Here is a 19770-nt window from a genome sequence, read left to right as displayed (position 1 = left end):
TATACCCAGCGGTGTTATGTCACCTTTAATACCCAATTGGAGGGGTGGACCACAGCGAGTTTCTTAGCTTTGACACGATGGCTAGACTATCCACCATGGCCAAGAACTCCTCATTTGTACATCTTCATAATCACACCGAGTTTTCGATGCTGGACGGAATGGCCAAGATCGACATGCTGGCAGATGAAGTCCAGCGCCAGCAAATGCCTGCTGTTGGTATCACTGACCACGGCAATATGTATGGCTCCAATCCTTTTTATCGCAAGATGACAGAAGCAGGCGTCAAGCCCATCATTGGCATTGAGGCCTACCTAGCACCAGAATCCCGCTTTAATAAAGAGCGTGTGCGTTGGGGTGAACCACACCAGAAGTCAGATGACGTCTCTGCCTCCGGTGCTTATTTGCACCAGACCATGTTGGCTGAAAATGCCACCGGTCTGCGTAACCTCTTTTACTTATCTTCCATGGCCTCCTATGAAGGCCAGCTGGGTAAATGGCCTCGTATGGACGCCGAAATTATCGCCGAGCGTGCCGAAGGCATTATTGCCACCACCGGCTGCCCCTCTGGCGATGTGCAAACCCGTTTGCGCCTGGGCCAGTTTGATGAAGCCTTAGAAGCTGCTGCCATGTGGCAAGACATCTATGGCCGCGATAATTACTTCCTGGAACTAATGGATCACGGCCTTGATATTGAAACCCGCGTGCGCAGCGAGCTGCTAGAAATCGGCCGCAAGCTCAACCTGCCACCCTTAGTGACCAATGATTGCCACTATGTGCTGGAGTCCCAGGCTCAAGCTCACGAGGCAATGCTCTGCGTACAAACCGGAAAGACGCTTCACGACGAAGACCGCTTCAAATTCGGCGGCACGGGATATTACGTAAAATCCGCCGAGGAAATGCGTGCACTCTGGGACGATATGGTCCCCGAAGGCTGCGACAACACCCTCTGGATTGCCGAGCGCGTCCAGGATTATGGCGAGATTTGGGAAGAACACCCGCACGACCGCATGCCCGTTGCAGACGTCCCAGAGGGCTATACCCCAACGTCTTGGCTGCACCACGAAGTAATGGCCGGTCTGGAAGACCGTTTCCCAGGCCAACAGGTTCCCGAGGATTATATCGAGCGCGCGGAGTATGAAATCTCCGTTATCGATATGAAGGGTTACCCTTCCTACTTCCTTATCGTGGCTGAGCTTATTAAGCATGCCCGTTCCATTGGTATTCGTGTTGGTCCAGGCCGTGGTTCTGCAGCGGGTGCTTTGGTTGCGTATGCCTTGACCATCACCAATATTGACCCCATTGAACACGGTTTGCTCTTTGAGCGATTCTTGAACCCAGAGCGTCCCTCCGCTCCCGATATCGATATCGACTTCGACGATCGTCGTCGCGGTGAGATGATTCGCTATGCCGCCGAACGCTGGGGTGAGGACAAGATTGCCCAGGTTATTACCTTCGGTACCGTGAAAACCAAGCAGGCCCTGAAAGACTCTGCCCGCGTGCAAATGGGTCAGCCGGGTTATCAAATTGCAGACCGCGTAATCAAGGAATTGCCACCAGCCATCATGGCCAAGGACATTCCGCTCTCTGGCATCACCGACCCCTCTCACCCTCGTTATAACGAAGCCGGTGCTGCACGTCAGCTCATTGAAACTGATCCAGATGTTAAGCGAATTTATGACACCGCCCGTGGACTTGAGGGAGTGGTGCGTCAATCAGGTGTGCACGCCTGTGCCGTGATTATGTCCTCGGTTCCTTTGCTTGACTGCATCCCCATGTGGAAGCGTCCTGCGGACGGCGCGCTTATTACCGGTTGGGATTACCCTGCTTGTGAGGCTATTGGCCTGCTGAAAATGGACTTCCTGGGTCTACGAAACCTCACGGTTATTGGTGACGCCATTGAAAACATCAAGGCAAACCGTGATGGGGAAGTACTTGACCTAGAAAACCTTGCCATTGAAGACGAAGAAACTTATAAGCTGCTCAGCCGCGGTGAAACTCTGGGTGTGTTCCAGCTTGATGGTGGCGGCATGCAGGAGCTGCTAAAGCGCATGCAGCCAACTGGCTTTAATGACATCGTGGCTGCATTGGCACTGTACCGACCAGGCCCCATGGGTGTGAACGCGCACTGGGACTATGCCGATCGTAAAAATGGCCGCAAGCCTATTACTCCAATTCACCCAGAACTGGAGGAAGCACTCGAAGAAATCCTCGGTGAAACTTATGGTCTGATTGTGTACCAGGAGCAGATCATGAAGATCTCTCAAAAGGTGGCAAATTACACCGCTGGCCAAGCTGATGGTTTCCGTAAAGCAATGGGTAAGAAGAAGCCTGAAGTGCTTGCCAAGGAGTTTGCTAACTTCGAAGCCGGTATGCAGGCCAATGGCTATTCCAAGGAAGCCATTAAGACCCTGTGGGATACCATTCTGCCTTTCGCCGGCTATGCGTTTAACAAGTCCCACGCCGCAGGTTATGGATTGGTGTCCTTCTGGACGGCCTACCTTAAAGCTCACTATGCGCCGGAATATATGGCCGCGCTGTTGACCTCGGTGGGTGATAACAAGGATAAATCTGCCATCTACCTGGCCGATTGCCGCCACCTTGGCATTCATGTGCTGTCCCCAGATATTAATGAGTCAGCGCTGAACTTCCTTCCGGTTGGAACCGATATTCGTTATGGCTTGGGAGCTATTCGAAACGTTGGTTCGGAAGTGGTGGATTCCATCATCGCCACCCGCAAGGAAAAGGGAATGTTCAAGGACTTCTCGGATTACCTAGACAAGATTGATACCTTGCCTTGTAATAAGCGCATTACAGAATCCTTGATCAAGGCTGGTGCCTTCGACTCCCTTGGCCATCCTCGCAAGGGCCTAATGTTGGTCTTTGAAGATGCCGTGGACTCAGTGATCGCCACCAAGAAAGCTGCTGATAAGGGACAATTTGATCTCTTTGCTGCCTTTGGTTCTGAAGCTGAAGACGAGGTAGGAAGCTTCTTTCAAATTACGGTTCCTGATGAAAAGTGGGAGCGTAAACATGAGCTTGCCTTGGAACGAGAGATGCTGGGCCTTTATGTCTCCGGCCACCCGCTAGACGGTTATGAAGATGCCATTGCTGCCCAAATTGATACTCCGCTGACCACCATTGTGGCTGGCGAACTCAAACATGGTGCAGAGGTAACCGTGGGTGGCATTATTTCCGGTGTGGATCGTCGCTTCTCCAAAAAGGACGGCTCACCATGGGCAATTGTGACCATGGAAGACCACAACGGTGCATCGGTGGAACTCCTAGTGTTTAACAAGGTCTATTCCATTGTTGGTTCGCTGATTGTGGAAGACAATATCATCCTGGCAAAGGCTCATATTTCCATTCGTGATGACCGCATGAGCTTGTTCTGTGATGACCTGCGGGTTCCAGAGTTAGGACCGGGAAATGGCCAAGGCCTGCCACTGCGTCTTTCCATGCGTACCGATCAATGCACCATGTCTAATATCGCCAAATTGAAACAAGTATTGGTGGATAACAAGGGCGACTCCGATGTTTATCTCAACCTTGTCGACGGTGAAAGCTCCACTGTGATGATCTTGGGTGAGCACCTACGGGTTAGTCGATCTGCCAGCCTTATGGGAGATTTGAAAGCCACAATGGGACCTGGGATTTTGGGCTAATTCATACACCGCCATGAATAAATCTCCGCGCGCAGTGGAGTGGGGCGGTGGCTATGGGGTTAGAGTCAGATTGCAGTAGGTATTTTCTTTATTTTGGTGAATGGAGTTTTATGAGCATCGATCATATCCGGACTAGCCACGTGGGTTCCTTGCCACGTACCCCAGAACTGCTTGACGCAAACATTAAGCGTTCTAACGGTGAGATCAGCGAAGAAGAATTCTTCCAGATCCTGCAGACCTCGGTAGATGACGTCGTAAAGCGCCAGGCTGACCTGGGCATTGACATTCTTAACGAGGGTGAATACGGACACGTCACCTCCGGTGCCGTCGATTTCGGCGCTTGGTGGAACTACTCCTTTACCCGCCTCGGTGGCCTGACCATGACTGACGAGGATCGTTGGGCAAATCAGGAAGCAATCCGCTCCACCCCGGGCAACATCAAGCTGACCAGCTTCTCTGATCGCCGTGACCGCGAGCTCTTCCGCGAAGCATATGAGGATCCAGCTTCCGGAATCTTTGCCGGCCGCGCAAGCGTTGGTAACCCAGAGTTCACCGGCCCAATTACCTATATTGGCCAGGAAGAAACCCAAACTGACGTTGATCTTCTGAAAAAGGGCATGGAAAAGGCAGGAGCTCAAAGTGGCTTCGTTGCAGCACTGTCCCCTGGATCTGCAGCTCGTTTGAAGAACAAGTTCTATGCAACCGATGAAGAGGTTGTGGCTGCCTGTGCAGACGCATTGTCACAGGAATACAAGATCATTACCGATGCTGGCCTGACCGTGCAGCTGGATGCTCCAGACCTGGCAGAAGCGTGGGATCAGATCAACCCAGAACCATCTTTGGCTGATTACCGCCAGTGGATTGGTACCCGTATCGACGCTATCAATAGCGCTGTAAAGGGCCTTCCAAAGGAGCAGACCCGTCTGCACATCTGCTGGGGTTCTTGGCACGGTCCACACACCACCGACATTCCTTTCGGTGACATTATTGAAGAAATCCTGCGTGCTGAGGTCGGTGGCTTCTCCTTCGAGGGTGCATCTCCTCGCCATGCTCATGAGTGGCGTGTTTGGGAGGATCACAAGCTTCCTGAAGGTTCCGTGATCTACCCAGGCGTGGTTTCCCACTCCATCAATGCAGTGGAGCACCCACGTCTTGTAGCTGACCGTATTGTGCAGTTTGCCAAGTTGGTTGGCCCAGAAAACGTTGTGGCATCCACCGACTGTGGTCTTGGTGGACGCCTCCACTCCCAGATCGCTTGGGCTAAGTTGGAGTCCCTAGTAGAGGGCGCTCGTATCGCTACTAAGGAACTGTTCTAAGCTGTAGGGCGAGGGTTGCACAACAGCAACAAATAAAGCGGCTGGCGATGAAAAATAATTCATCGCCAGCCGCTTTATTGTGCCCATTGGGAGGACACTCAAACTACTTAAGCATTAACGTTAATGCCCAGCTTGGTCAGGTAATCCTGGAAAACTGGCTTGAGATCAGGATTCAAACGCAGAGCCATCGCACCTGCAGTGGCACCAAATCCGATCAGTGCACCAACAGCCTGGATAACTGCGAAGGGGATTTCTACCCATGATGGTGGAACCAGGACAGAACCGATGACAGGGATCTGAGACCACTCATCAAGTGTTGCCTGTTCTTCTTCAGTTAGACCATCATCTTCCTTGGTCTTTCCAGAGGATCCAATGCTTGGGGCTTCTGGGATTTCGCCGCTGCTGAGCATGGAGCTACCTTCAACACTGCCAGGCCATTGTTCAGCACCATCAACAGGATTGCCCTCTTCATCAACGATGGTTGAAGAGGTGATGTTTTCGGCAACAGAGTTAAGTACATCGGAAGACTGTGCGTGAGAAACAGGGGAGAAAGCGGATAGCGCCACGGCAGAAACCGTTACGAGGGTCAAAGAGGTACGACGCAAAGACAAGACAATTCTCCTGGCAAATGTTGGTGATATCAGATAAACCTAAGGACTATTTAAATACGATCCTTAACAGGTGAAGAGTCTAGTATCCCAACTCCAGTATTGACCAGAAAACCTTTCTCACATTCTGGAATTTGTATGAAACTCTGTACCAAAGTCGTCGCCAAGAACTAAGAGGATTACACTTATCAACCATGAGTGAAACTACAGTGTCTGAGAAAAGTCCAGGAGTGATGACAAGCGGAGCGGAGCCTATTCGTGCCGCTGACATTCAAACGGCTCAGGCACGAATTTCCTCGGTAATTGCCCCAACACCTTTGCAATATTGCCCCCGGTTGTCCCAAGAAGTTGGCGCTGAGGTTTATCTCAAGCGCGAAGACCTCCAAGATGTTCGTTCCTATAAGATCCGCGGTGCACTCAACTCTGGAGTGCAGCTCACCCAGGAACAACGAGACGCCGGCATTGTGGCAGCTTCGGCTGGAAATCACGCCCAAGGTGTTGCCTATGTCTGTAAATCTTTGGGAGTACAGGGTCGGATCTACGTTCCTGTACAAACTCCTAAGCAAAAGCGCGATCGCATCTTGGTGCACGGTGGCGAGTTTGTAACCCTAGTTGTCACCGGCAATAACTTTGATGAAGCTTCAGCAGCAGCGCATGAGGATGCAGAGCGCACCGGTGCGACCCTCATCGAGCCTTTTAACGCCCGCAACACCGTGATTGGCCAAGGCACAGTAGCTGCGGAAATCCTGTCCCAGCTAACTTCCCTGGGCAAGCATGCAGACTATGTCATGGTCCCAGTTGGTGGCGGTGGATTGCTCTCTGGTGTGATCAGCTACCTGTCCGATATGGCACCTCGTACTGCCATTGTGGGAGTAGAGCCTTCAGGAGCTGCCTCTATGCAAGCAGCGCTACGTGCAGGTGGCCCCGTCACCCTTGATGCTGTTGATCCTTTTGTCGACGGCGCAGCGGTAAAGCGGGTCGGCGATCTTAACTACACCATCGTGGAAAAGAACCAGGGTCGCGTTCATATGATGAGTGCAACCGAAGGTTCGGTTTGTACTGAAATGCTGGACCTTTATCAAAATGAGGGCATCATTGCAGAACCTGCTGGCGCCCTATCTGTTGCTGGTTTGAAGGAAATGTCTTTCGCGCCGGGATCAGTGGTGGTCTGCATCATTTCTGGTGGTAATAACGATGTTTTGCGTTATGCAGAAATCGCGGAGCGTTCCCTAGTTCACCGTGGTTTGAAGCATTACTTCTTGGTGAACTTCCCACAAAAGCCAGGTCAGCTGCGTCACTTCCTCGAGGATATCCTCGGCCCAGAAGATGACATCACGCTCTTTGAGTATTTGAAGCGCAATAATCGAGAAACTGGCACCGCCCTGGTTGGTTTGCAATTGGGCGAGGCTGCCGGACTTGATTCTTTGCTGGAGCGCATGGAAGCCTCGGCGATTGATTGCCGTCGCTTGGAGCCAGGTACTCCAGAATATGAGTACCTAACCTAAATCAGAACCAAAGCAAAACTAAAGGCTGGTGTCCGGAAAAATTTCCGGACACCAGCCTTCTTCTTGTCTAAGATTACAAAGTCTTAGATCTGAACCAGCATTTTGCCGGTATTTGCGCCCTGCATCATAGTGATAAAGGCATCTACGGTGTTCTCAATACCGTGGACGATAGTTTCATCATAGGAAATCTTTCCAGCTGCAAACCAAGCCCCCATCTTCTCCTGGAATTCAGGAGCAAGGTTGAGGTGAGCAGCGAGGGTAAAACCGCGGAGGTTGAGTGCGCGGGTGATGATATTGGCCATGTTGTCAGGGCCAGGGGTGCGCTCGGTGGTGTTGTAGCTAGAAATTGCACCACACAAAGCAGCACGTCCGCCGTCATTAAAGGAATCAAGTGCGGCTTCGAGGTGGTCGCCTCCGACGTTGTCAAAGTACAGGTCAATGCCTTCTGGGGCAGCTTGGCGAAGCAATTCGCGGACATCGCCATCTTTGTAGTTGAAGGCTTCGTCATAACCGTATTTTTCCTTTAGCAGGGCAACTTTTTCAGCTGAACCTGCAGAACCAATAACCTTCTTGGCACCGAGTAATTTAGCAATCTGGCCAACTGCGGAACCAACAGCTCCTGCAGCACCGGATACGAATACCACGTCGCCTTCTTTGAGGTGTGCGATTTCAGTTAAACCTACATATGCAGTGAGTCCAGTCATGCCCAAGATATGGAGGCGGAGGGAGAGTGGTACTCCAGGAATATTGGGAACTGCGCGGAAAGTACTGGCATTGGCCTGGACGCCATCGCTCCAGCCGTGTTGGTGCAGGACAATGGTGCCTACTGGGAGTTCGGCGGAGCGGGATTCTACAACCTCGCCAATTGCGCCGCCGGCGATAGTTGCACCAAGCTGGTAGGGAGCCACATAGCTGCGAGTATCGTTCATGCGACCGCGCATATAAGGATCGACAGAAATAAAGGCGTTGCGTACTCGAACTTGGTTTTCCTCGAGCTCTTGGGCAGTGACGGTTACCTGCTCGAAGTTGTCGTGGGTGGGCCAACCTGTAGGGCGGGACGTGAGGTGAATTTCAGTGGTGGTGAACTCGCTCATAGTTAAAACTCCTTTAGAAAATTTAGAACGCCAAGCCCAAAGCCAAGGTGATGAGGGCGATGAGGGGCAGGGTTCCTTGTTTGATTGCGGCAGCTGACTTATCTGGGCTGGAAATTAGCAAGACAAGCGCTGCAGCCAGCATCGATCCTGTGCCGGCAAAGATGAGGGTGGCACCGATGGTGTCCCAGCCGAGCAGGTAGAACACAATGCCTAGAGCGGTGACAATAGCCAAAAAGAGGTTATAAAAACCCTGGTTAAATGCCATCTCTTGGGTGGATTTGGCCTCTTCTGGGCTGATACCAAAGACTTTGGCGGCAGTAGGTTTAGTCCACAAGAAGGATTCCAAATAGAAGATGTAGACATGCAAAGCAGCTGCAAATCCTGAAAAAAGTAGGCCTGCAATGACCACAGTGAATCTCCAATATCCTAGGCAATGATTCTGTAACGATCGTTTCAGTATATACTGTAATGAACGTTTCAGAAAGTGGGTCGATGAAAATGGCGCGAAAAGCAGCTTTTGACACCGAAGAAGTAGTGGTAGCAGCACGAGAGGTTTTTTGGGAGTTGGGCTTTGAGGCAGCCTCCATCCCAAATTTAGAAAAGGCCACTGGGCTAAGCCGCTCAAGTCTCTATAACGTTTTTGGCCATAAACGTGGTCTATTTGATGCCGCGGTGCAAAGTTATCTCAATGAGGTGGTGCGTCCTCGTCTCGCAGCGTTGCAAGATTCTGAAATTGATCCTCAAGCGCTGCACAATTACCTCACAATGCTGCAAGGAGCTTTTGCCCGGCCATTGCCTTCCCCCGTTGCCCGCGGCTGTCTGCTTATTAATACTGCAACTGCACCCTTAGCTAAAGATGCAGAGGTAGCGCGGGTTATTAGTGATTATCGAAAAGAACTTGCAGAGGCTTTTACCAGAGGGTTGAAAGCACACGCCCCACACCTTAGCGAGCAAGAACTTAACACCCTGAGCAGAGCATTAACTGCTTTGGTTATTTCGGCCTACGCCATCGTACGGGTTGCACAGCAGGAGGCGGTGGACATGATCTCCACCGCCATTGACTTGGTGGATAATGCTTAACGTTCGAGGATCGCAAAGCTCCAGGCTGGCAGGGTAGTGGTGGTGGCAGTCACCTGAGGTGCTGTAAAGCTATAAATCAGACGACCTCCAAAAGGAACCTCAACAGGTTCAGTGGAGAAATTTGCCACTAGGCGGCCCTCACCATTAGCCATGGAAAGCCAGGAATCACCGTGATCAACCTCTAGATTTAGCAGGTCGGACTGGGAAAATCCGAGTTCTTTACGCAGGCGCAGCAACTGCGTATAGGCCTCAAAAATACGTTGCTGTTCAGCAGAAAACTCCCAATTAAGCTTGGATGCCAAAAAAGTGGATTCTAGTTCAGGAGAAGGAATCTCAGCTGGATCCCATCCCATGCGGGCGAATTCTCGCTTGCGTCCCTCGGAGGTGAGCCTATTTAGTTCCGGATCAGTATGGGAGCAGAAGAAGGCAAAAGGGGTAGTTGCGCCAAATTCTTCGCCCATAAACAGCATTGGAGTATAAGGCGAACAGTAGATAATTGCGGCCTTGAGAACTTGCTGCTCCGGGGTGAGATTCATGGATGGGCGATCACCCATGGCACGGTTGCCGGTTTGATCATGAGTGGTGGTGTAGGTGACAAAACGCGAGGCAGGGATGACATCGCGACGCACTGGGCGGCCATGACTGCGCCCGCGGAAGGTAGACAGCCCACCGCTATGTTCAAAAACTTCCTCCAAGGTTTTTGCCAAAGTAGTTACAGAGCCGAAGTCGCTAAAATAGCCGTGGGTTTCACCAGAAACCAAGGCATGGAGGGCATGGTGAATATCGTCAACCCACTGGGCATTAAGTCCAAAACCGCCTGCTTCCCGCGAGGACACAAGGCGCGGATCATTGAGGTCAGATTCGGCAATAAGAGAGCGGGGAACGCCGGTCGTTGCAGTTATCTCGCTGGCGACCATGGAAAGCTGTTCCAAAATGGAATAAGCACCGCGGTCATCAAGTGAGTGCACGGCGTCAAGGCGCAGGCCATCAATGTGGAATTCGCTAAACCATTGACGAGCAGCGTCCAAAATATAGGTCCGAACCTCATCGGAATCATGGCCATTAATATTGACCACATCACCCCAGCCGGTGCTGCCACCTGAGGTATAGGGGCCAAATTGGCCATTGTAATTTCCATCGGGCCCAAAGTGGTTATAAACCACATCTAAGTACACTGCGATTCCCGCCCGGTGGGCGGCGTCGACAAGCTTTTTTAGGCCTTGCGGGCCACCATAACCGGCGTGGACTGCGTGCCAGAGCACCCCGTCATAGCCCCAGTTGCGGTTGCCGCCAAAAGGTTGCACGGGCATGAGCTCCAGGGCGGTGACACCGAGAGTGCGCAGATAAGAGAGCTTTTCGACGACTCCCTCGAAGGTTCCGTCCGGGGAAAAAGTTCCGACATGTAATTCATAAAGAACAGAAGCGGGCAAAATGCGACCGGTCCAGTCCTCATCACTCCAGGTGAAGGAAGGATCCTCCCATTGGCTTAATTCATGAACGCCATCTGGCTGATGCTGTGAGCGTGGATCGGGCAGCGTTTTGGACCACGAGGATCCGTCGAAAAGCTTAAAACCGTAACGGTCGCCAGCCTGTGGCTTAACCGCGGCGGTCCACCAATTATCTTCATCTTTGGTCATGGCATGGACTTCGCCGTTAAGGCGGAGGCGTACATCTTCAGGCAGCGGCGCCCAAACGGCATAGTGTGATGAGTTCGGCATAGCCACCAGGCTAGTGAAAACTCCCAGTTTTGGCGGGCTAAGATGAAGGCAATATGTCAGAACGCATGCTTCCACCCAGGTTATTGGAATATCAGCTACCGGCCGCCGCGCAGATTTTTGAATCCGAGATGGAGATTAAACGATCGCGTTTTCTCACCTATATCTCGCGGGTACAAGATGAAGCACAAGCTCGAGAATTTATTAACTCCATCAAAGAGTTATATCCCGACGCCCGCCACCATTGCAGCGCTTTTATTATTCAGGTTGATGAATCCAATGATATTGAGCGATCATCCGATGATGGTGAACCCTCGGGCACCGCGGGAAAACCCATGCTTGAGGCACTGCGGGGATCTGGCATGAAAGATATCGCAGCGGTGGTGGTGCGCTATTTTGGCGGCATCAAGCTGGGCACAGGCGGTTTAGTTAATGCCTATACCAATGCGATTACAGAGCTGCTACCTGCAGTAACTCAAGTTACCCGGGCCATTCGCGATATCTTTGAGCTTTCCTTGTCGCATACAGAAGCGGGCCGGATTGAGGCTAACCTGCGGGGCTTGGGTGTAGTTATTACCGATACTGTTTATGGCGAGGACGTGCGTTTTAGTCTTGCTATTTTGCCCGGCCGCCAAGAAGCAGTGGAGTCTTATTTGTCATCCATGATGGGCGCGGAAATTGCTCTGGAACATGCGGGCCGAATGTGGGTGGAATCCCCGAGTGACTTGCACTGACAAAGAGCACTACACTTTAAAACCATGAGCATGCAGCAATATCCCCGTAACCCCATTGAAAAGCGCAAACAAGAAGTTCGGAAAAACTCCCGCAACGCCGTTGTGAGTGTGGCCGGCGGAATTGGCGGCGGTGCACTCCTATGGCTGCTTACTGGTTCAGCAGGCCTTATGATGCTGGGTCTAATTATCGCAGTAGCCGGCGGATTCTTCTTTTATAACAAGGTGCGCAAGACTATTAATGAGAAAGATCATTATTAGGCCTTAAAATTTGGGACGTTCATGAATGCACAAATTAACGCACAGGTCAGAATTGATGCCTGGGTGTGGGCAGTGCGCCTTTATAAAACGCGCTCCGATGCGGCAGCTGCCTGCCGCGCCGGGCATGTCAAAATCAATAACAACGCGGTGAAACCAGCCCAACAAGTTGTCCCTGGTGACCGCGTTAGGGTGTGGGTTAACCACCGCGAATTTGATGTGGAAGTAACAAAAACCATCAATAAGCGAGTGAGTGCGGCAATTGCTAGAACCTGCTGCATCGACCACACTCCACCACCTCCTCCGATGGAAGTGCTGGCGGCGATTCCCGTGCGCGATCGCGGAGCAGGTCGGCCCACCAAAAAAGAACGCCGGGAAATGGAAAATTTCCGCGGACGACGTTAAAAAATGCCTATACGCACCTCCTTGAGTGCGTATAGGCATTTTCTTTAGGCGAGCTTAAGCTGCACGCTTAGCCAAGATTTCACGCACCATTGGAATAACCTCGGTGCCATAAAGCTCGATGGAACGCATATGGTACTCATGTGGGGTAGGGCCACTGGCGTACTTCATGGTGAAGCGGTTCAAAGAAAGTTTTTCAATGGTGTCCGCAATCTTCTTGGCAACGGTTTCAGGGGAGCCAATGTAGAGAGAACCATGGTCAATTTCGCGCTCAAATTGGCGTGCATCAGCCGGAGCCCAACCGCGCTCCGCACCAATTGCCCTTTGCAGTAGCAGCCAGTTATCCAGGGAAAGCTCACGAGCTTCCTTATCAGTTGCAGCAACCAGGCCAGGGGAGTGAATACCAATTGGAAGCTGAGGCTGGCCGAATTGCTCATTGGCACGCTTGTAGAGCTCTACATAAGGACGGAAACGCTCTGGTGCTCCACCAATAATGGCCAACATCAGTGGGAAGTGGTACTTAGCGGCACGCACCACAGACTCCGGGCTGCCACCAACGGCCACCCAAGTTTTAATTCCATTTTCAGTTGGTGGGTAAAGCATTTGGTTTTCTAGCGCGGAACGAGTCTCACCCTTCCACGTCACGCCCTCCTGTTTTGCGTCGGCGTCGAGGATGGTGCGGAAGAGATCAAGGCGCTCATTAAAAAGTTTTTCGTAGTCTTGGAGATCAAAGCCAAATAGTGGGAAAGACTCAATGAAGGAACCGCGGCCGAGGGTGATTTCTGCACGACCATTGGAGAGTGCATTCATGGTGGAATAGCGCTCGAAGATACGTACCGGATCATCGGAGGAAAGCACAGTTACTGAGGAGGTGACCTTGAGCTTTTCGGTAGCAGCCAAGATGGCGGTCATCACGATATCCGGAGCAGAGATAGCGTATTCCGTGCGGTGGTGCTCGCCGATACCGAAGATATCAATGCCAACTTTTTCGGCCATCTTTGCTTCTTCGATGACGTCGCGAATGGTTTGTGCCTGGGAGACGGCATTGCCGTCAGTATCAACGGTGACATCGCCGAAGGTGTCTAGTCCAAAGGAGAGCGAAGAAATTGGGTTAGTCATGGTGTCCTCAGTTTCTTAGGGTTTAAAAGTATCTTGTAGACATGTCAACAATATCAGCTTTAGGATATTCCCGAAAGGCCAGCCCACATGAAACAGGACACAAAAAGGGGAGTTCTGCTACCGAGTGGTAGCAGAACTCCCCTAAAGACACTGCGTCCTTTAAGAACGCGCTCTTAACAAAGAGTGCTTAAGTTTAGATTGAACCGAGGCTCCAGTTCGCCGGTGGGAAATCAATTCCCATTGGGCGGAAGAAATCAGCGACGGCCAGGCCCCACACGTGGAGGAAGTCTGCGAGCATTGGGAAGTCGGTGATGGCTAGCCCCATAATAATTGGCTCCTTGATAGACGTAATTATTGTTCTGTGCCAGACTAACAGTTGCTAAAGAAGATTGTTTAGTTGGGCGTGCCGGAAGAATCCCCCGGAGCTTCGGCAATATGGGCTTGTGCCATTAGCTCTAGTTTGTGTTTGAGCTGGCGGCGGCGCTTAGCATCATTCGGTTTGGAATCTGTAGACACCGTGGAATCGATATGGGCCTGGCCGAACTTCTTCAGCAAAAGGTCATCAATAATACGAATCTGGCCGGGATGGAATCGGTAATTCATCACCTTGAGCAGCACTTCAATATCAGTGGGGTTAAGCAAGTTGCGCAGTTGTTCCACTGAAGTGATGGAATTGGCCGTCAAAATATCTTCCAAGAAGCGATAATTGGTGGAACGTGGCCTTGGGAACCGGTTGCCAATAAGCATCGCCAAGACTCCAGGCAAGGTTTCTGCAGTTAGTTCCACCGATTCATCGGTAACTCGATCGGTGTCCTTCAGTGCTGCGATCTGGTCAAATTGCTGATCTGCTAGCTCAATCAGGCCGGCAGCCAGGGTAAACATACGGTCTACCTCGGGGTCGATGCCACCGGCTTTGCTAGCATCGGAACGTTTATAACGAAGGTCATGTTCAAACTCAGCCCACGCATGTTGCAACACAGTGCGTACCTGAACCTCAAAGACCAAACCACGGTATTCCTGCAGATCTTCGCTGGAATCATCAACTTCCAAAATAAGGTGATGGGAGCCATAGCCAAAGCCGCCGGAAATACGAGTTTCGGCAGCTTTATCCACTGATTTTCGGATGGTAAAAGAATCCTGCAGCACTTTTAGTGCAACTGGAATCTCCGTGGAGTGATAGGTGGTGATGCGCACGCCGATCATATCGTGAATATCGCGCCGGGGAACTGGGTAAATCAACGTGCCATCGGCGCGCTTTTTACGAGCCTTGGCTTTGAGGCTCGACCATTCCTTCACCCTTGTGCTTACCCGGTCAAAAGTGACACCACCATCGGTGAGGAGTTCCTCAATAGCCACTTGAAAATCCACATCCGCCGTGGGGTGAGCACGGCGAAATTCGTGGTAGTAGTTGCCAAATTGGGCAAGTGTGTTGTCAGACATAACGGTTATTTATGGTAGCGGGCACGCAGCTATAAACAACAAACTAAAACTCCGTTTCAGGTAACAAAACTAAAAGGGCAGTAGGCAAATTCTGGAAAAGATCACCAGCAGGCACCACACCGCTATAACGACAGCCACTCAAGCGATCCACCCAGGTACCAGCTGGCAGGGTGATGGTGGTGTCATGCCAGCCACCGCGGTGCTTAAGAATAAGTGGGCGACGGGTAGCAAGGGCAATAATGCTCAAATGATTGCGGTCAGTGCCACGGGCCATACCAATGACGTGGGATTCTGCGCGGCCCTCAGCAAATACGGCCTGGTGATCACCACCGATAAAGCAACCGGGGAATTCGGCACGCACCGCCAATGCCTCTTTAACCACATGCATTTTGGCTACATTGGCATGTTCTTGGAGGTGGGTTTGATCGGTAGTGGTTACATCTTCCCACTTCCAGGTGGCTAATTGTTCTAGCACCTGGGAACGGGCGGTGTAATCCACAAAGCGACGATTATCTGGGTCTACCAGGGAATCTTCCATAAATTCAGTGCCCTGGTAGGTATCCGGAATGCCAGCGCCAATTAGCTGGAGCATTTTGCGGCCTAAGGAGATTTGGATGGCACCCAGGTCTAGACGATTAATAAATTCGGTGATCATGCTGGTGGCGGGTCCGTCGAAAAGCGCTTTAATCCAGTCGGAAACCGCAACCTCAAAGGACTCGTTGGGGTCCACCCACGTGGTTTTGACAGACGCTTCGCGGATGGCTTTTTCGGCGTAGTCCTGGAAACGGCTGCGGATGGCGTCGGTGATCACGCCGTCGGCAGGCCAAATACCCAGCAGGTTTTGGAAGAGGAAGTGCCCGGTCGCGCCATCAGGCGCAGGCAAAATAGCCATCACCCGGTTGACTAATTCGGAGAAATTATTGGGCACTTCGGTGAGCTCAATGATGCGCGCGCGAGTGTCTTCGCCGCGCTTGGTGTCGTGGGTTGAAAGAGTGGTCATGGTGCGAGGCCACAACACGCTGCGTTCTTCTTGTAGCAGGTGGAACTCGGCTGCGGAAACGCCAAATCGCCCCGGCGCGCCGCCAACTTCTTGGAGGGAAACCAAGCGTGCTGCGCGGTAGAAGGTGGTATCTTCCACGCCTTTTGCCATGACCGCACCACAAACTTGGGCGAAGCGGATTTTGGCTTCACCATTGCCCAAAAGTGCTGCAGAAATAAGGTCAAGAGCATCGCGGCGAGAAGGGAAACGCTTGGACATATCCGCGATTACTGAAGCAGTGGTGCGGGACAGGGAGATATAGTCCGCGCGATAAACCGGCATGGCTGCAACCAGCTCAACAATGGTTTCACTGAGGTTTTCTTCACTGACATTGTGGCCTGCAGTAGAGAAGTTATCGCGGCGCATGGCACGAGCCAGCCTGCGGATCTCTGCAGCTAATTCACTTTGCGCAACCGATCGCTTGAGGTTTTCCTCGGTGGACTGCAGGGCACGTTCATCCCAGGTGGAGCCAGTTTGATTAAGTGCCACCATGGAGAAATGATCCTCGGCTTCGCGGGATACAAAAACTCCATCAAGTTCACGCAATGCGTCATAACCGGTGGTGCCATCCACGGAAAGACGAGGATCCAAAGGCTCCTCTACACCGAGAATTTTCTCAATAATCAGCCAGCGATCAGGTCCAATAAGTTCGCGTAGGCGGTGCAAATAGCCAAAAGGATCAGAAAGTCCGTCTGGGTGATCCACGCGGACGCCGTCGATAAGATCCTCGGCTACTAATTCGCGCAGCACGCGGTGTGTGTGTTCAAAAACTAGGGCGTCTTCTTGGCGGATGCCGGCGAGGGTATTTACCGAGAAGAAACGGCGGTAGTTGATTACGCCATCACGCCAAAATTGCAGGCGATAGGACTGGCGCTCATAAGCGTCTTGGGGGCTGCCTTCATCGGTGCCAGGGGCAATGGGGAAAACGTGCTCATAATAACGCAGCACTTTTTCACCATTGAGTTCATCAAATTCTAGTTTGTCTTCATCACCTTCGGCGCCCAAAATTGGCATACCGAGTTTTCCGCCGGAGCCATTGTCGTTGTGCCAATCAATATCAAAATAGAACTCAAAGTCAGAGTTTTGGCCATTTTTCAGCACATCCCACCACCATTTATTAAGGTGCGGAACGGCAACGCCTAAGTGGTTCGGAACAATATCGATAATGATGCCCATACCGTGTTCATGGGTGGCAGCAGCTAGTTCCCGAAAACCCTCCATTCCCCCAAGTTCTGGGTTGATGGTGGTGGGATCAATAACGTCATAGCCGTGATTGGAATCAGGCATGGAGCTCAAAATAGGGGAGAGGTAGAGGTGGCTAATGCCTAGCTTTTTAAGGTAGGGCAGTTGCGCCTTTGCCTCGGCAAATCCAAAAGCGCGACCGGCTTCATCGGCTTGGGGGCCTCGCATTTGCAGCCTATAGGTTGCGGTAATCGGACGTGCCATATTGTTTTCCTCCAGCGATCTTCCGAGCAATAAGCAGTACGCCTTTTGATCCTAGTGAGAACACCGCGCCAGCGTCGGCGCCTAAGCCGCCCGCGCCCAGATATTTGGTCGGTACGGGGCAGGGAACCCCAGGTGATAGTTAATAAGCTTGTCGACGAGTCCTTGTTGCGCATTCACATCTGACTGGGAGCGAGCCCAGGACAGAAGTTGAGGAATTTCTGCTGCACCAGCAGGAATTGCGATAAGTGTGGCTGAGGCAGGGGCCAAATAATGCAGGTTTTTACCTAATCGTGATTCCAGGTGGTGGTGCAAAATACTGAAGGTGCGGGGATGCGCCAACCACGCGGTGATGGGGGAACCAGGCACCTTAACTTCTAAAGCATAGGTATCGATATCAGTGCTCAAGCTGGCATTTCTTAAGTCAAAGCGAACACCTTGACCGTCTTGGGCTAAAGCCACCAGGTTATCGGCGGCTACATCCCATGCTTGGCGAATGCTTAATCCCAATTCGCCAACTGCTCTAAAACTTAAAGTTTTGCTGCGTGAGCTTAAACCCATATAAAGCTCTGTAGAGAGGTTTAGGTGTGCAGGACTATCGCAGAAACCATCATCACTAAGCCTGCAGCGGGTAGTCCAGCGCTCGTTATAAAGCCGGGGTTGTAAGTCCCTTAAGAATTTTTTGCGAGTAGATACGTCCATTAATTTCCTCCCCTTTAAAAGTGTTTCTATAAAGATTGGACTTGGAAAAAGTCATGGAGGTTCCCTGCGACCGTGGTTTTATATACCCCCGCTGGTGGTGGACAGACGCTTATTAGAAGAGGGTATAACTACGCCATATTAAGGCTATATAAAAGGAAAATAATATAAAAATAGGCTTCTAGCTGCTCTTTTGATGGGGGTGAATCTTTGCCATGTATATAAGTTGTCACACAAAAATAGCTGACCTATGTTCTAGATCACATTAGAATTCTGGGGAAAGAACCAGCCACCCAGCCAGGAGTCAACAGTGACAACACCCCATCTTGAAACCTTGCCACCTTCAGACAATCCTTATAAAGACTTCCGCTATTTCTACTGCGATGGCATGCCACTGCGACCAGCCCCCAAGCGTCGCACTGAAAAGCCTTCTTGGTCAACGGCACGCCACACGCTTTTTGATAAGTGGCATCGCGTGCGTGATGACTGGTCCTATGACACCCCACAAACTCGTCTTCTTGATGATCACATGTGGCAAACCGATGAATATGGCAACCAGGTTGCAGAGATGTTTCGCCGAGTAGGAGCCAAAAAGGCGCGCGCTGATTTTGAACTTGCACTTAATGAAGGCATAGACAAGGTAGAAAACCCCGAGCCAGAGCTCGTGGCTCTCTTTGAACAGTTGGACAATATTCCAGAGTGGATTGATTTGGAAGCCGCTGAGCGTGGCCGCGTGGCTTATTACAATGTCACCCGCATGGCGGAGAAAATCACCTTCGCCTTTGGATATTGGGCCACCACCTTGGAAGATCGCACCTCTTCTGCCACTGGCGAAACCCAAATGTTTGAAATCAATCCTCTCCAGCGTGGCATTGAAACTGCAAACTTCTTTGTAAATTTGGGCCTGCATGGCGTTTTTGATCGTTTTAGCGAGGGCTTTAAGTCCGCTGCGCGAGTGCGTCTCATTCACGCCCAAGCCAATCGCGGCCTAGACAAATTGTGGGGACCAGAACGTTATAACGAGTATTCTTGGCCGATTAACTCCAGCCACATGATCTCAGGCGAAGGTTGGTTTGCCCTAGTTCCACTCGCTATTGATGAATTCTTTGGACGTCAGCATTCCGGTAAAGAATGGGATGACGTGGCCATGTACTGGGCATATGTTCTCTATGTCATGGGTGGTGAAGAACGCATCATCCCCAAAACCGGCGATGAGATGCGCAAGATGACTAGTTTCCTTTTTGCCAATGGCGGACAATCCAGCAAATACCGCGTTCAGGTAGCCACCTCTTTGATGAACATCTACGAGATGATGGGCGAGCGCGCAGCTTTGGAGGCGCTAGCTGGGGTCTCACTCATTGTTGGTGATGAAGACACCCGCTTTATGGTCAAGGACACCAAGTGGGAGTCCTGGGATTGGAGCGAAGTGGCTAAGGAAATGGAAGCCCAAGGTAGAGCAGAGGCTGCAGAGCTAAAGAAGCTTGATGAATCACCTGATGCTCCGCAGCGTCTGGCACAACGTGCGAAGGAAGGAAACCCACCGTGGATGGGAGCCCTGCGCTCGAAGATTCAGTGGGCTAAAGACAATGGCATCGACATCCCGAAGAATTATCAGCTACACGATGATTCAGTGGTAGCTCACAACTAAAAGGATAAAGC

General features: G+C 51.5%; 17 protein-coding genes. 8 read left to right on the top strand and 9 right to left on the bottom strand.

Features of this window, described 5'->3' with window-relative positions:
• Positions 1 to 95: 95 nt before the first annotated feature.
• Complete coding sequence (gene dnaE / locus H924_RS09065) at positions 96 to 3662, top strand: DNA polymerase III subunit alpha (RefSeq protein WP_015651662.1); 3567 nt, start codon at positions 96 to 98, stop codon at positions 3660 to 3662.
• A gap of 110 nt (positions 3663 to 3772) precedes the next feature.
• Positions 3773 to 4978 (top strand): cobalamin-independent methionine synthase II family protein, encoded by a 1206-nt coding sequence (locus H924_RS09060; RefSeq protein ID WP_015651661.1) that lies wholly within the window; start codon positions 3773 to 3775, stop codon positions 4976 to 4978.
• Positions 4979 to 5085: 107 nt separating this feature from the next.
• On the opposite strand, the gene H924_RS09055 is transcribed toward H924_RS09060, so the two are convergent.
• Entirely contained in the window at positions 5086 to 5589 is a 504-nt protein-coding gene (locus H924_RS09055) for a hypothetical protein (RefSeq protein WP_015651660.1), read from the bottom strand.
• 191 nt (positions 5590 to 5780) lie between these two features.
• Between H924_RS09055 and ilvA the strand changes: the two genes are divergently transcribed.
• Positions 5781 to 7091: a threonine ammonia-lyase IlvA gene (ilvA, locus tag H924_RS09050; protein WP_029703277.1), complete on the top strand. Its 1311-nt coding sequence runs from the start codon at positions 5781 to 5783 to the stop codon at positions 7089 to 7091.
• 83 nt (positions 7092 to 7174) lie between these two features.
• Here the strand turns inward: ilvA and H924_RS09045 are convergent, their stop codons facing one another.
• A complete protein-coding gene (locus H924_RS09045) occupies positions 7175 to 8185 on the bottom strand; it encodes an NADP-dependent oxidoreductase (protein WP_015651658.1) in 1011 nt (336 codons plus the stop codon).
• A 22-nt stretch (positions 8186 to 8207) separates the two neighbouring features.
• Positions 8208 to 8594 carry a DUF1304 domain-containing protein gene (locus H924_RS09040; RefSeq protein ID WP_015651657.1) on the bottom strand — a complete coding sequence of 129 codons (387 nt, stop codon included), beginning with the start codon at positions 8592 to 8594 and terminating at the stop codon, positions 8208 to 8210.
• A 59-nt stretch (positions 8595 to 8653) separates the two neighbouring features.
• Between H924_RS09040 and H924_RS09035 the strand changes: the two genes are divergently transcribed.
• The gene (locus tag H924_RS09035) at positions 8654 to 9265 is read left to right on the top strand and encodes a TetR/AcrR family transcriptional regulator (RefSeq protein WP_245533861.1); all 612 of its coding nucleotides are present in this window, start codon (positions 8654 to 8656) and stop codon (positions 9263 to 9265) included.
• Here the strand turns inward: H924_RS09035 and treZ are convergent.
• Positions 9262 to 10983 carry a malto-oligosyltrehalose trehalohydrolase gene (gene treZ / locus H924_RS09030; RefSeq protein WP_015651655.1) on the bottom strand — a complete coding sequence of 574 codons (1722 nt, stop codon included), beginning with the start codon at positions 10981 to 10983 and terminating at the stop codon, positions 9262 to 9264. The genes H924_RS09035 and treZ overlap by 4 nt on opposite strands.
• 53 nt (positions 10984 to 11036) lie before the next feature.
• On the opposite strand from treZ, the gene H924_RS09025 reads away from it, so the two are divergent.
• Genes H924_RS09025 through H924_RS09015 form a run of 3 tightly spaced genes read left to right on the top strand, consistent with a single transcriptional unit; the run spans position 11037 to position 12374 of the window.
• A complete protein-coding gene (locus tag H924_RS09025) occupies positions 11037 to 11714 on the top strand; it encodes a YigZ family protein (protein ID WP_015651654.1) in 678 nt (225 codons plus the stop codon).
• 24 nt (positions 11715 to 11738) lie between these two features.
• Positions 11739 to 11972 (top strand): hypothetical protein, encoded by a 234-nt coding sequence (locus H924_RS09020; RefSeq protein WP_015651653.1) that lies wholly within the window; start codon positions 11739 to 11741, stop codon positions 11970 to 11972.
• Between the two features lie 21 nt (positions 11973 to 11993).
• Positions 11994 to 12374, top strand: a complete 381-nt coding sequence (locus tag H924_RS09015) for an RNA-binding S4 domain-containing protein (protein ID WP_015651652.1) — start codon at positions 11994 to 11996, stop codon at positions 12372 to 12374.
• Positions 12375 to 12428: 54 nt separating this feature from the next.
• On the opposite strand, the gene H924_RS09010 is transcribed toward H924_RS09015, so the two are convergent.
• The 5 genes from H924_RS09010 to H924_RS08995 all read right to left on the bottom strand — a co-directional run bounded on the left by H924_RS09010 (position 12429) and on the right by H924_RS08995 (position 18114).
• On the bottom strand, positions 12429 to 13478 hold the full coding sequence (locus H924_RS09010) for an LLM class flavin-dependent oxidoreductase (RefSeq protein ID WP_081602501.1): 1050 nt from the start codon (positions 13476 to 13478) through the stop codon (positions 12429 to 12431).
• 205 nt (positions 13479 to 13683) lie between these two features.
• Positions 13684 to 13815 carry a hypothetical protein gene (locus H924_RS14685; protein ID WP_015651650.1) on the bottom strand — a complete coding sequence of 44 codons (132 nt, stop codon included), beginning with the start codon at positions 13813 to 13815 and terminating at the stop codon, positions 13684 to 13686.
• Between the two features lie 68 nt (positions 13816 to 13883).
• On the bottom strand, positions 13884 to 14930 hold the full coding sequence (locus tag H924_RS09005; protein WP_015651649.1) for a GTP pyrophosphokinase: 1047 nt from the start codon (positions 14928 to 14930) through the stop codon (positions 13884 to 13886).
• A gap of 43 nt (positions 14931 to 14973) precedes the next feature.
• A complete protein-coding gene (gene treY / locus H924_RS09000; RefSeq protein WP_015651648.1) occupies positions 14974 to 17415 on the bottom strand; it encodes a malto-oligosyltrehalose synthase in 2442 nt (813 codons plus the stop codon).
• Between the two features lie 81 nt (positions 17416 to 17496).
• Complete coding sequence (locus H924_RS08995) at positions 17497 to 18114, bottom strand: hypothetical protein (protein WP_042392651.1); 618 nt, start codon at positions 18112 to 18114, stop codon at positions 17497 to 17499.
• Between the two features lie 307 nt (positions 18115 to 18421).
• On the opposite strand from H924_RS08995, the gene H924_RS08990 reads away from it, so the two are divergent.
• Positions 18422 to 19759, top strand: a complete 1338-nt coding sequence (locus tag H924_RS08990; protein ID WP_015651646.1) for an oxygenase MpaB family protein — start codon at positions 18422 to 18424, stop codon at positions 19757 to 19759.
• The last annotated feature ends 11 nt before the right edge of the window (positions 19760 to 19770 follow it).

Origin of the sequence: Corynebacterium callunae DSM 20147, assembly GCF_000344785.1 — a bacterium.
Classification (GTDB): domain Bacteria; phylum Actinomycetota; class Actinomycetes; order Mycobacteriales; family Mycobacteriaceae; genus Corynebacterium; species Corynebacterium callunae.
This window is presented reverse-complemented; position numbering and strand designations above follow the sequence as displayed.